Raw genomic sequence first — 13,209 nt, 5'->3', positions numbered from 1 at the left:
TCCTTTCACCACGTTGCCGTTTGATCGATCAGATAGACTTCTCCGAGTGTCGCGAGTGCGTCATTCAAGTCTTCCGTGTGATCGCCGTCTCGTCCATTGCGTGTCATCTGCATTTCTGGGAGGGTCACGTTCAATTCGACGAGTAACGGTGTGATCGTCTGATACCAACGATCAAGTAAAATCCCTTGCCCTTCGATCAACCGCATCTCTTCGATCAGTTGACCGTGTTCGCCATAATCGAACATGTCGCCGAAGTCATAGAGGACTTTTTCTAGGGCTGCGTCCATCTTCTGGCGAGCTGTCTCCGTCGATTGGTAGAGCTGGGTGAACCATGTTTGCCAGTGCAGCAAATGATAGTACAACTCCATATTGATCTTAACGGCAGCAGCAGCGAGTGGCTCGTAACTGCTCGATTTCAACGCATCAATCCGGATCTTTTTCGCGACCGTATAGCAATAGTTCCGGACGACAGCGAATGCCCAGTCATATTCGGGTTTTTCCATATAGTAGCCGGGTCCATTGACACGTTCGACAAGAATCGAGTTCTTCCGTTCATGTGCCAAGCGGACGTGGGCTAACGCATCGGCATTCCCTTCACCAAGTTCCTCAAGGAGTTGGTAATACATCGCCGCGTGCCCCATCGAATCTTGCGCGATTGAGGATGAAGCGACGTCCTCTTCGATATGCGGTGCAAGCCCGAGCCATTCCGAACCACGATACGCATAGAGGAAGTCATCATCTGCGAGTTGATACAGTAAGGAGGCGAGTGCCGTCCGTTCTTGTTCCGTCATTTCGAATCGCCTCCTTGCCAAGACATGATCTCTTTTTCATCGAGCATCTGTTGCTCGTAATGCCGCCATTTTTTCTTCAAGTAGCCATATCCTTTAGTCGTCCGGTAGTCCTTATTATCAAGGCGTTGGAGCATCTGCTTTTCATCGGGTGACAAACCACGGATATCTTCACGTTTGACGACCCAGATATCGACGACTGGTTCCCGGCGCATGAAGTTTTCTTGTGCCATCAGTAACGCCATCTCTGTATTTGGAGCAAGTAAACTGAATTGATGCGTGAACGCCGCGTTCGGCGTCCGTTTGCTAAAGACTTCGAATTCGTGATAGAACGTCTCGTTCATCGTACCTTCCCCTCTCATGCCTTCGTTTCAGCGAGTGCATCCCGTACCCAAGCATTATTCTCATAAGATGTCCGGCGCAGATCTAGTCGCTCTTTCGAACGCGGTCCTCCACCTTGGATGATCGTCTTGAATTTCGTCCAGTCCGGCTGTGCGTATTCCCATTGCCCTGTCTCTTCATCAAAACGTAACGTCGGGTCTGGAATGACGAGTCCGAGCGAACGAATCCGCGGCACGTACTTTGTAAAGAAGTTTTGCCGGAGCTCTTCATTCGTTTTCGTCCGAATCTTATAAGCGATCGTCACGTCCTGTTTCGATGTCCCGGTCGTCTCTTTCGAGGCTGGTCCAAAGAACATCAACAAGGATTCCCACCACTCATCCAGTGATTCTTGAATCATTGCCCGCTGTTCCGGTGTTCCTTCTGCGAGTGCCATGATGATTGACTCCCCATGTTGTGCGTGGAAGACTTCCTCTGCACAGATCCGTTGCAAGGCACGCGCGTACGGTCCGTACGAAGCGCCGAGCATGTTCGTCTGCGTGATAATTGCCGCCCCATCGACAAGCCAACCAATCATTCCGGCATCGGCCCATGACCGTGTCGGCATGTGGAAGACGTTGTGAAATTTCAATCGTCCCGTAAATAAATCATCCATCAAATCCCCACGTGTCTTGCCATACGGCTTCATCAAATCCTCAACGACACGAAGCAACAATTGCCCGTGCCCCATTTCATCCTGGACCTTCGCCATGATGCCAAGTTTTCGTCGAAGCGATGGTGCTTTTGGAACCCATTCTTTTTCCGGAAGTGCACCCATGATTTCACTGATACCGTGCATCGAAATCAGTTTAATCAGTGTGTCTCGGTAAAAGGCAGGCATCCAGTCATCGGCTTCGATCTTTTCACCTTGCTCGATTCGTTCCTTGAAGCGTGCTAATTTTTCGTCTTCCGTCAGTTGGACGGGTTCGAACAGTTGTGTTGCATCATACATGCTAGTTCCTCCTTTGAATCAGACGAGTGATGTCGAGCGTCGATCAACGACCCGGACGGCTTTCCCTTCCGATCGTGGTAACCCTTGATGCGGGTGACAGACGAGATCAATGGAAATGAGACATTCCGACTTGATGGCGTCACATATCGAACGCATTTGTCGTTCTGAGATATTTTCGAATTCGATATGTAGCTCAACGGCATCGAGTCCGGCTTTACGTACGAGATGGATTTGATAATGTGGCGTCACGTCCGGTTGTTGGAGCAAGACCCGCTCGATTTCTGACGGAAAGACGTTGACCCCTCGGATAATCAGCATGTCGTCCGTCCGCCCTTTGACACGTGACATTCGTGTCGTCGTCCGACCACAAGCGCACACTTTACGCGTGATCGAAGCTAAGTCGCCTGTCCGGTATCGAATGATTGGAAGCGCTTTCTTTTTCAAGCTTGTAAAAACGAGTTCCCCGACCATGCCATCTGGTAACGGTTCCCCCGTAACGGGATCGACGACTTCCGTAATGAATAAGTCATCCATGATATGCAGACCTGCTTGCTCTTGACACTCCATTGCGACACCCGGTCCCATGATTTCGCTGAGTCCATAGATATCGAGTGCCTGCAGGTCAAAGGTCTGTTCGAGTGTCTGCCGCATCTCCTCAGACCAGGGCTCGGCCCCAAAGATGCCATAACGCATACTTGTTTTCCGTGGATCGATACCACGTTCAATCATGCGTTCTGCCAAGCGTAAAATATACGAAGGCGTCCCACAGATTCCGTCCGGTCGGAAATCCTCGATCAATGTGATTTGGCGATCCGTGTTGCCACCGGAAATCGGTAAGATCGTCATGCCTAGTTTTTCTGCTCCTGCATGAAGCCCGAGACCACCTGTGAACAATCCGTAACCATACGCATTGTGCAGCAAATCAGCTGGTGATCCACCGGCTAAGACTAAACTGCGTGCCACGGCACCGGCCCAGTCATCTAAATCTTCTTGCGTATATCCGACGACGGTCGGTTTACCGCTCGTTCCAGACGAGGCATGAATCCGGGTGACCTGTTCTCGTTCGACGGCAAATAGTCCGAACGGATAATGATCGCGTAAATCTTGTTTACGTGTGAAGGGAAACTTTCGTAGATCCTCGATCGTTTGAAAATCGTTCGCCGTCATCTGTAAGGTCTGCAGACGTTCTTGATAGAACGGGACGCGCGTGATGTGTTCCATCGTTTGACGTAATCGCTCCATCTGTAGCTGCTCCCGCGTTTGAGCATCCATCGTTTCGTGATGTTGATCGTACATATCTGCACCTCCTCATCATGTATACAATAATAAAACGGTCGTTTGTTTTTAGTTATATGTTTAACGTACGATACGTTCACAATGTTGTCAATCTTGTTTTGTTAAATGCTCCCAAACGATTCTCACTTTATCACTTCAACGCACCTTATCGATAAAATAATCAACATTAAACAAGAGATTTCATGATATATAGTCTTTTTTTGGAAAATATTTTTGAAATGATTTGCTCATTTTGTAACGGGTTGATAAAATATCGTGTGACAAGTGTTATACTATTTTTGGTAAGACCACTTGGTTGAATAAAGATGCTGTGTTGTGAAAGGGGATCACGATGAAACTAGGGTTAGCTGTCGGGGATACAGCAGAGATTCAAGCGGTCGTCTCGGAAGATATGTTTGCACGATTCGAAGGTCAGCTCGTTCATCCAGCATACTCCACCGTTTCGATGGTTTATCACATGGAATGGGCAGCACGTCAACTAATCTTTCCTTACCTAGAAGCTGGTGAAGAAGGTGTTGGGGGTGCAGTTTCACTGAAGCATCTTGGTATGGCAGCGGAAGGAGCACGATTGATCATAACCGCGACAGTAACGTCGATGACCTCACGTCGCGTTGACGCGAGCATTGAAGTCCGAGACGGACAAACGATCATCGGTACAGGGGAAGTCACACAATTCATTTTAGAAAAAAGCCGGATTCAAGAAAAATTACAAAATAATGTTCCGACAAAATGAAAGCGCTTACTTATATTTGATAGAGGAGGACTCTACTATGAACATGTTAAACCCATCTACGAATCCAACGCTCTCGATCATGGAAAAAATCGCTGGTCACGAACAAGTCGTCTTTTGCAACGACCCTGTCTCGGGGTTACAAGCCATCATCGCCATTCATGATACGACGCTCGGTCCTGCTCTCGGTGGATGCCGTATGGCGCCTTATGCTTCTGTTGATGAAGCACTTGACGATGTGCTGCGTTTGTCGCGCGGTATGACGTATAAATGCGCTGCCGCTGATGTTGATTTTGGTGGTGGTAAAGCCGTCATCATCGGTAATCCAGCGACGGATAAATCACCAGAGCTTTTCCGTGCCTTCGGTCGCTTCGTCGATTCGCTCGGTGGTCGGTTCTACACGGGAACGGACATGGGCACGACGATGGATGATTTCGTTCATGCTAGCCGAGAAACATCACGGATCGTCGGCATTCCGGAAGCATTTGGTGGTAGTGGTGATTCATCGATTCCAACGGCTGAAGGTGTCGTCTATGGACTGCGGGCGACGATCGAGACGTTATTCGGTTCAGATGAATTAAGTCGGGCAACCTACGCGATCCAAGGACTCGGAAAAGTCGGCTTTAAGGTCGCCGAACAACTGTTGCTCGCCGGGGCGACGATTTATGTCTCTGACGTCAATGAAGCGGCACTAGCAGCAATCGTAACCCAAGCAGAAATGGCGCCTGGCACGGTTCGCGTCGTCTCGCCTCATGAAATTCATCTGACGGATGCTGATATTTTTGTCCCGTGTGCATACGGTGGTGTCATTCACGCTCAAAACATCGCGCTCTTACCGTGCAAAGCCATCTGTGGTTCGGCGAACAACCAACTCGCGGAAGAACAACTTGCTCACGTCTTGATGGATCGTGGCATCTTATATGCCCCAGACTATATCGTCAATGGTGGTGGGCTGATCCAAGTGGCAGACGAACTGTATGGAGCAAATCACGAACGGGTTCTCCTAAAAACGCGTCACATCTATGACGCAGTTCTCGAAGTCTTCAAAGAGTCGCAAGCAGAAAACATCACGACGGTCGAAGCGGCGAACCGGATGTGTGAAAAACGGATGCAGATTCGGGCGAAACACAACAACATCTTCACGAACACGACAAAACCAAAATGGGATATCCGTAACCACTGAAGGAGGGACTGACATGGAGCAACATTTTCCGATTCAACGCATTATCGATGAAGAAGGTCGTATCATCGATGCCTCAAAAGAACACGATCTGACAAAAGAGCTTGCCCTCACCCTATATGAACAGATGCACCGGATCCGGACGTTCGACCGGAAGGCGATCAACTTACAACGCCAAGGGCGCCTCGGCACTTATGCACCGTTCGAAGGACAAGAGGCAGCGCAAGTCGGTAGTGCACTCGCGTTGTCCGATCAAGACTGGTTGTTCCCGACGTACCGGGATCACGGCGCAACGTTGACGTTCGGTGCCGACATGGTGCGGACACTCCTCTACTGGAACGGTCGTGTTGAAGGCTGCGTCCCGTCTGAGAAACACATCTTTCCTCCTGCTGTGCCGATTGCAACGCAAATTCCGCATGCCGTCGGTGCCGCATGGGCGGAAAAACGAAAAGGCACGACGAATGTCGCGGTCGCCTACTTTGGTGACGGAGCGACGTCTGAAGGGGATTTCCATGAAGGAATGAACTTTGCAAGCGTCTTCCAAGCACCAGTCATCCTGTTTAACCAAAACAATCAGTTCGCGATCTCTGTTCCGATCGAAAAACAGATGCATTCTGAGACGATCGCGCAAAAAGCGATTGCCTATGGGATGCCGAGTGTTCGGATTGATGGAAATGATGCCTTTGCCGTCTATTTTACGATGCAAGCAGCCGTTGAACGTGCCCGTTCTGGTGGTGGACCAACATTGATCGAAGCCGTCACGTGGCGATTTGGTGCCCATACGACAGCAGATGATCCAACAAAATACCGGGATCAAGCACGCTCGCGCGACCGAGTTGATCCGCTCGATCGACTCGAACACTTCTTAAAACACCAAGGCTATTTTGACGAAACATGGATGCAACAGCTGCAGGAACGGCATCAAACAGAAGTCGAAGCGGCAGTAGCTGCGATGGAGCAATTCAAGGCGCCAGACATCAATGACTTGTTCGATCATACGTACGCGACTTTACCGGTTGATGTGCAGCAACAAAAAGAAGCGTATTTGCTAGCAAGGGGGAAATGAGATGGCAACACCAATCAATCGTCAAACAGAGATGACACTCGTTCAAGCTGTCACGGATGCCCTGCGGACAAAATTGTCGGAGGATGAGACGACACTCGTTCTTGGAGAAGATGTCGGAAAAAACGGTGGCGTCTTCCGAGCGACGGACGGCTTACAAGAAGAGTTCGGTGAAGACCGGATCGTTGATACACCGCTCAGTGAAGCCGGCATCGTCGGTACATCGATCGGTCTTGCCATCAATGGCTTTAAACCGATCGTCGAGATTCAATTTCTCGGCTTCATCTACCCTGCCTATGAACAAATCATGACCCATGTCTCTCGTATCCGGATGCGAACGATGGGACGCTATAGTGTGCCGATGGTCATTCGTGCGCCTTATGGTGCTGGCATCCGGGCACCGGAAATCCATTCCGATAGTACGGAGGCGCTCTTTACATCAATGCCCGGTCTCAAGGTCGTCTGTCCGGCGACACCGTACGACGCAAAAGGGTTATTGATTGCTGCGATTGAAGATCCAGATCCCGTGTTGTTCCTCGAGTCGATGCGTAGTTACCGTTCATTCAAGGAAGTCGTACCGAGCGAGTCCTATACCGTCGAGATCGGAAAAGCGCGCTGCGTCAGTGAAGGGACGGACGTGACGTTGATCGCTTGGGGGGCAATGGTCCAAGTGGCTCACAAGGCAGCGATGGCTGCACAGGAACGCGGTATTTCTTGCGAAGTCCTCGACTTACGGACGCTCTATCCGCTTGACCGGGACACAATCGCTGCTTCCGTTCAAAAGACCGGTCGTGCCGTCATCGTGCATGAAGCCGCAGCGATGGGTGGTCTCGGGAATGATCTCGTCACGTTGATCAACGATACGGCGTTTCTTTATTTACGGGCACCAATTGCCCGTGTGACAGGTTTTGATGTTCCGGTTCCACTGTTCGCCCTCGAAGACCATTACATTCCGACGCCGGAACGAGTCCTTGCGACGATTCAGCGTACGGTCGAGTTTTAAGGAGCTGAGTCCCATGATCGAAGTCAAGTTACATGATGTCGGGGAAGGTATGACGGAAGGTGAAATCGCGCATTATCTCGTTCAAGTCGGAGACCACGTCACGACCGATCAACCGGTCGTTGAGGTTGCGACCGATAAGATGGTCGCTGAACTACCGGCTCCTGTCTCCGGAATCGTCAAGGAGATCATCATTCCGGTCGGTCAGACGGTGCAAGTCGGTACGACGTTGTTGCACATCGAAGCAAGTAACGCTTCTGAAGTGCCGGTCGCGGTAAAACCTGAAGTGTCGCGCGTATCTGAACCAGCGCCTGTCGCTGTCGCGGCCCCACCTGCTCAAGCATCTCCATCAAAACGTGTCCTAGCGACACCTTATACACGAAAACTTGCTCGTGACCACGGGATTGATATCGAAGCTGTGACGGCTTCGGATCCATCAGGTCGAGTTTCAGAGGACGATGTCCTTCGCTTCGTCAATGCTGCAGTTGCTCCACAGGAGACGGTTCCATCCGTCGTCGAAGAGGAGGTCACGCAACAACAAACGCCACCGGAAACGATTCCGTTCCGCGGCATTCGTAAGCAAATCGCGAAAAAGATGACCCAGTCGCTGTACACGATTCCGCACGTCACCCACTTTGAAGAAGTTGACATGACGCGCTTGCTCGCCCTGCGCGCAGAATGGAAAACCGCTGGACGAAATATCAACATCAATGCTTTCTTCATCAAAGCCTTGATCGTTGCCTTAAAAGACTATCCCGTCTTCCATGCCAAACTCGATGAAGCGAATGAATGTATTCGATTAGAGCAGGATTTCCACTTTGGCATGGCAACCGAGACACCAGACGGGTTAATGGTGCCAGTCATCCGTCATGCCGATCGGCTCTCACTGACGGAATTGCATGATCAACTGATTTCGTTGCAACAACGTGCTCAAAACGGTGCCTTACGTGCAGCGGACTTAAAGCCAAGTACCTTTACGATGAGCAATGTTGGTCCACTGGGCAGTACGGGGGCTACGCCAATCATCAACTATCCGGAAACGGCATTGATTGCCTTCCACAAGACGAAAAAACGAGCCTGTGTCGATGAAGACGATCAAATCGTCGTCCGCTCGATGATGAATTTGTCGATGTCGTTCGATCATCGCGTCGCAGACGGGGCAACGGCCGTTGCCTTTACAAATCGATTCGTTTCACTGATTGAACATCCGACTACCCTACTTTTGGAGTTGATCTAACATGGTTGTTGGCGAACTTACACAAGAACGGGATCTCCTGATCATCGGTGGGGGTCCCGCAGGTTACACGGCAGCGATCCGTGCTGCGCAAGGCGGTCGTAAGGTGACACTGATTGAACAAGCTGAACTCGGTGGACTTTGTTTGAACCGAGGCTGTATCCCGTCCAAGGTTTATGCGCATGCGGCAGAAGAAATGTTACGCTTGCCTCATCTTGAAGACCTTGGATTCACCACCCCTACTGTCCATGACTTCAGTAAACTGAATGCTTACCGCAATCGTGTCGTGCAGCAATTACGTCAAGGTGTCGTCGCCCTCTGTCAGGCGAATCAAATCGAGCATATTTCTGGTGCAGCTTCCTTTCTGTCAGAAGACCGGATCGGTGTTGAGTCGGGACATCAGTTCGATACGTATCGATTCCAAGATGTCATCATCGCGACCGGTAGTCACAGCATCCAGCACGAGGAATCGTGCCGACTGAATGCCGAACAGCTTTATCAACTCGAGCAGTTACCAGACAGTTTATTGATCATTGGCTCCGACACATTAGCACTTGAAGCCGCAGCCTGTTTCCATGCGCTCGGTACAGAGGTGACGTTGTTTGCGGATCGCTTATCACTCGAGCCAAGCCTTGAAAAGGAACTGAAGCGGACATTCAAAAAACAAAAAATCCGTCTCGTGCCGGATGTCGTGACACGGATCGATGCTTCAATGGACGCGACCGTCACGGTCATGAAAAACGGTGAAGAAGTCACCTATCAGGGCACCTATCTGTTCCAATCCCTTTCCCGGATTCCGAACAGTTTGACGCTCGGTCTCGAACGGATCGGTGTGACGCTTGCAGAAGACGGGACGATCACCGTCGACGCATACGGACAAACGAATCAACCGCATATTTACGCGATCGGTGATGTCACACCGGGTCCACAGTTCGCCACTCGTGCGATTCACGAAGCGAAGCGGACAGCAGCTCACTTGTCCGGTCAAGACGTCGATCCGACGACACCGTATTATCCTACCGTTCTGCGAACGTTTCCTCCGATTGCTTCGGTCGGGATGACGGAACAGGAAGCCCGTGAAGCCGGACATACTGTTCAGAGTGGACAGTTCCCACTAAATGCAAACGGAACGACGACGATTGAAGGTGGCAGTGGGTTCGTCAAGGTCATCGCTGACGAACAGACATCACTGATCCTTGGTATTCATATGATAGGAGACGATGCTCATCGTCTCGTCGGTCAATTCACCCAAGCACTGGAACTGACAGCGAAACGAGAAGATCTCCTCTTCCCTGTCATGGCACATCCGAGTAGGGTCGAAGCCTTGACGGAATCGATGGAATCCTTATTCGGTCAATCGATCCACCTTCCACCGCGGCAACAGGTCGGTTCGCGCGCGTAATCAAAAGAGGTGCCTCTGCGCAAAAAGCACCTCTTTGGGATGCGTCACTTCATTTCGTGTAGAAAGGAAAATATGGTCATGGAACTGTACTTCACTCGCATGCAATGGAACACCCATACGTTTCCGGTCGCCGCTACAGCGGATGGTCTCTGTTATGTCGGTGCTTGGGATGAACCGGAGGATTTATTCGACGACTGGTCGCGGAAACACTTGCCTCGGGCGGAACGAATTGCTTCTGATACCGCGCTTGCTCCATATACGGAGCAACTGCTGGCCTACTTGAATCAGCAGTCGACGACACTCTCCTTTCCAATCGCACCAGTCGGTACTCCGTTTCAACTTGAAGTCTGGCATGCTCTACGTGCGGTACCGTACGGTCAAACCGCCACCTACTCCGATATCGCGGAACGTCTTTTCCGACCGAACGCGACTCGCGCGATTGGCACGGCAATCGGCAAAAATCGATTACTGCTTGCGATCCCGTGTCACCGGATTATCGGCAAAAAAGGCGATTTGCTCGGCTATCATGGCGGACTGAATATGAAGCGGACGCTACTCGCGCTCGAGCAACGTCTGTGAATTGAAACTTTTCCTTCCCTGTTCTACCACAAATAAGCCCCGCTTCCCTGTCCAATTGGACACGGGAAGCGGGGCTTATTTCAAGATACTACACTAAAATGATAAGCTGTTTTCCAGTGGTAGGTCTCACCAGGTGATAACAAGATCGATGGAAAATCGGGTTCATGGACTGCATTCGGATGCACTTGTACTTCAAGGCATAAACCAAGTGATGGTCGAGCAGGAACACCATGAACCGTATAATCGGTCAGTAGTTGCGTTCCGGTATAGAGCACGACCGCCGGCTGATTCGTTGTCACGTCGACGAAACGACCGGACACCGGATCTTCAAGTCGAAGTGTGTCATCCCGCAACACGAAGGGATGATCGTAGCCGTTTCCAACAGCAATCGTCTCGGGATGCTCAAGCGTAATCCCGTCACGAATCGACTGACCGTTCCGGAAATCAAACGGGGTTCCGGAGACATCCCGTTGTTCCCCTGTCGGTAAGCCGTCTGGCTGGACCGGTAAGTAGCAGTCGCTTGGTAACGTCAAGACATGATCTAACACATCTCGCTTTGCATTTCCAGATAGATTGAAATACGTATGATTCGTCAGATTGAGTGGTGTCGTCTGATCCGTCACCGCCGACATCTCAAGTGTCAATGTCGTATCTTTTAGTCGATAAAACACATCAAGTGTAACTGTTCCCGGATAACCTTCTTCTCCGTTTGGACTTTTTAAGCGCAAATGGAATAATGTATCCGTCGCTTCGATGACATCAAACCACGCTTGATCAAATCCGTGAATTCCACCATGCAGATGATTCGCCCCGTCATTTGCGACGAGCGGATAGACTTTTCCCTCTACTTCGAAACGTGCCTGTCCGATTCGACCAGCAACGCGTCCGACGATTGCCCCGAAGTACGGCGAGTGTTGTTGATAGTCTTTCACCGTCTCTAGACCTAAGACGACGCTTTCCAAATGACCATCCCGATCAATCGTCCGGATGTCCTGAATAATGCCGCCATAGTTCCAGAGTGTCACTTCGATGCCTTCCTGACGTAATGTATGTCGAATCAACTCTTTCTCAAGTAGTCGTGTCATCGTTGTTCCTCCACTGGTTGGCGCGTCACGAGTTGAACGAATCGCCCGAACGCCGCCTGACCTTCCTCTGTCTGTTTAAAGACGCCACAGTCTTCGAGACCACGTACGAATTTCGCAGCGACCGCTTGCTCGACGTATGTCGTGACATGTTGTCCGACATACGCTTGTTTTAGTTCTTGCGCCCAGTCAGCATGAGCGACAGCTACTTCGTCGACTTCACCTGTGATGAACTGTTCGACCTGTTGCAACTCTTGAAGCAGGCGTGCCGGTAAGACTGCTAGTCCCATCACTTCGATCAAACCGATATTTTCTCGCTTGATGTGGTGAATATCGGCATGCGTATGGAAAATACCGTCCGGATGTTCTGCTGACGTCCGGTTGTTCCGTAAGACGAGATCGAGCTCGAATTGTCCATCACGTTGACGGGCGATCGGCGTCACTGTATTGTGTCGCGTCTCACCAGTATGTGAACGAATCTCTTGACTCTCATCCGTGTACGTCAACCATGTCTCATAGACGGTCGTCGCAGCATTGAGTAATGCCGACGCATCTTTACTCTTCAGACGCAACACACTCAGTGGCCAGTGTAATGTCTCCCCAGTGACTGTCGGCTGATCCGGGAACGTAAAGGATGTTAAAGTTTTTGCTCGGTCCATCGCAAACGTATAGCGTCCGCCCTGATAATGATCATGCGTCAGGATCGATCCACCAACAATCGGCAGGTCAGCGTTCGAACCAGCGAAGTAATGTGGAAACTGCTCAACGAAGGCAATCAGACGTGCAAAGGCATCCCGATTGATGACCATGTCACGATGTTCCTGCGACAGGATGATGCTATGTTCGTTGTAATAGACGTACGGTGAGTATTGTAATGCCCACGGTTCTTCCAGCAGTGTTAGCGGAACGATTCGGTGATTCGCACGGGCTGGGTGATTCGCACGGCCCGCGTAGCCGACGTTTTCGACGCACAACAGACAGGTCGGATAGTTCGACGTCGTCGGTGCTTCCGTCCGAGCTGCCGCGATTTCACGTGGATCTTTTTCCGGCTTCGATAAGTTGATCGTGACATCGATCGTCCCGTAAGCCGTCTCTGCTTGATACCGTTTATTTTTAGCGATCCGTTTCGTTTGGATGTAGTTACTCGCTTGGCTCAGTTGATAGAAGTAATCTGTTGCCGCTACCGGTGATTCAGCGTATAGACGGCGGAATGCCGCCGTCACGTCAGATGGACGGGCAACGAAGATGTCCATCACATCTGCTGCGAACTGCTCTTTGTCTTCAAGACGTGCCGGTAACTGTCCATTCGTGATCAACACTTCAATCATGTCATCCAATATATCGGGAATCGGGCGAGATGGTACGTCGGTCATTTCTTCAAAGTCATCTTGACCGACTCGTGCTAGAATCCGGTTCCGGGCGTAGATCGCATCTTCCGGTTCAATCAAGCGTTTCTGGATCGCTTGCGCTACTAACTGTTGGATGAGTTCATTCATCGCCGTCACTCTCCTCATTCTGTCTCTCT

At 50.7% G+C, this 13,209-nt stretch carries 13 protein-coding genes; 7 read left to right on the top strand and 6 right to left on the bottom strand.

The genetic code is table 11. The annotated features are described in order from the left end of the window. Window positions 1-5 precede the first annotated feature (5 nt). From paaC to VJ374_RS02140, 4 genes are read right to left on the bottom strand one after another with little or no spacing between them, the layout of a single operon-like run. Window positions 6-791 (bottom strand): 1,2-phenylacetyl-CoA epoxidase subunit PaaC, encoded by a 786-nt coding sequence (gene paaC, locus VJ374_RS02155; protein WP_056063799.1) that lies wholly within the window; start codon window positions 789-791, stop codon window positions 6-8. Next, complete coding sequence (gene paaB, locus VJ374_RS02150) at window positions 788-1,132, bottom strand: 1,2-phenylacetyl-CoA epoxidase subunit PaaB (protein WP_329469989.1); 345 nt, start codon at window positions 1,130-1,132, stop codon at window positions 788-790. The genes paaC and paaB overlap by 4 nt, the downstream gene beginning before the upstream one ends. A 14-nt stretch (window positions 1,133-1,146) precedes the next feature. After that, a complete protein-coding gene (paaA, locus tag VJ374_RS02145; protein WP_035411059.1) occupies window positions 1,147-2,118 on the bottom strand; it encodes a 1,2-phenylacetyl-CoA epoxidase subunit PaaA in 972 nt (323 codons plus the stop codon). Window positions 2,119-2,136: 18 nt separating this feature from the next. Then, on the bottom strand, window positions 2,137-3,414 hold the full coding sequence (locus tag VJ374_RS02140; protein ID WP_329469986.1) for a phenylacetate--CoA ligase family protein: 1,278 nt from the start codon (window positions 3,412-3,414) through the stop codon (window positions 2,137-2,139). Between the two features lie 331 nt (window positions 3,415-3,745). Here VJ374_RS02140 and VJ374_RS02135 point away from each other — a divergent pair, with 331 nt between their 5' ends. The 7 genes from VJ374_RS02135 (at window position 3,746) to VJ374_RS02105 (ending at window position 10,602) form a co-directional block, all read left to right on the top strand. Next, window positions 3,746-4,147, top strand: coding sequence for a thioesterase family protein (locus VJ374_RS02135; protein ID WP_329469984.1), 402 nt, complete (start codon window positions 3,746-3,748; stop codon window positions 4,145-4,147). Between the two features lie 37 nt (window positions 4,148-4,184). Continuing rightward, the gene (locus VJ374_RS02130; protein ID WP_035411065.1) at window positions 4,185-5,327 is read left to right on the top strand and encodes a Glu/Leu/Phe/Val family dehydrogenase; all 1,143 of its coding nucleotides are present in this window, start codon (window positions 4,185-4,187) and stop codon (window positions 5,325-5,327) included. A gap of 13 nt (window positions 5,328-5,340) precedes the next feature. Further along, window positions 5,341-6,390 (top strand): pyruvate dehydrogenase (acetyl-transferring) E1 component subunit alpha, encoded by a 1,050-nt coding sequence (pdhA, locus tag VJ374_RS02125; protein ID WP_290747998.1) that lies wholly within the window; start codon window positions 5,341-5,343, stop codon window positions 6,388-6,390. A gap of 1 nt (window position 6,391) precedes the next feature. Then, window positions 6,392-7,390, top strand: a complete 999-nt coding sequence (locus VJ374_RS02120) for an alpha-ketoacid dehydrogenase subunit beta (protein WP_056063806.1) — start codon at window positions 6,392-6,394, stop codon at window positions 7,388-7,390. 13 nt (window positions 7,391-7,403) lie between these two features. After that, window positions 7,404-8,624 (top strand): dihydrolipoamide acetyltransferase family protein, encoded by a 1,221-nt coding sequence (locus VJ374_RS02115; protein WP_308102154.1) that lies wholly within the window; start codon window positions 7,404-7,406, stop codon window positions 8,622-8,624. A gap of 1 nt (window position 8,625) precedes the next feature. After that, the gene (locus VJ374_RS02110) at window positions 8,626-10,023 is read left to right on the top strand and encodes a dihydrolipoyl dehydrogenase family protein (RefSeq protein WP_035411077.1); all 1,398 of its coding nucleotides are present in this window, start codon (window positions 8,626-8,628) and stop codon (window positions 10,021-10,023) included. A gap of 78 nt (window positions 10,024-10,101) precedes the next feature. Next, window positions 10,102-10,602, top strand: a complete 501-nt coding sequence (locus VJ374_RS02105) for a methylated-DNA--[protein]-cysteine S-methyltransferase (protein ID WP_290774447.1) — start codon at window positions 10,102-10,104, stop codon at window positions 10,600-10,602. Window positions 10,603-10,682: 80 nt separating this feature from the next. Here the strand turns inward: VJ374_RS02105 and VJ374_RS02100 are convergent, their stop codons facing one another. Both VJ374_RS02100 and VJ374_RS02095 read right to left on the bottom strand, forming a co-directional pair. Continuing rightward, window positions 10,683-11,687, bottom strand: coding sequence for an aldose epimerase family protein (locus tag VJ374_RS02100; protein WP_308102157.1), 1,005 nt, complete (start codon window positions 11,685-11,687; stop codon window positions 10,683-10,685). Beyond that, window positions 11,684-13,180, bottom strand: coding sequence for a UDP-glucose--hexose-1-phosphate uridylyltransferase (locus tag VJ374_RS02095; RefSeq protein ID WP_329469977.1), 1,497 nt, complete (start codon window positions 13,178-13,180; stop codon window positions 11,684-11,686). The genes VJ374_RS02100 and VJ374_RS02095 overlap by 4 nt, the downstream gene beginning before the upstream one ends. Window positions 13,181-13,209 lie beyond the last annotated feature (29 nt).

The sequence above is a fragment of the Exiguobacterium sp. 9-2 genome (assembly GCF_036287235.1).
Taxonomy (GTDB): Bacteria; Bacillota; Bacilli; order Exiguobacteriales; family Exiguobacteriaceae; genus Exiguobacterium_A.
This window is presented reverse-complemented; position numbering and strand designations above follow the sequence as displayed.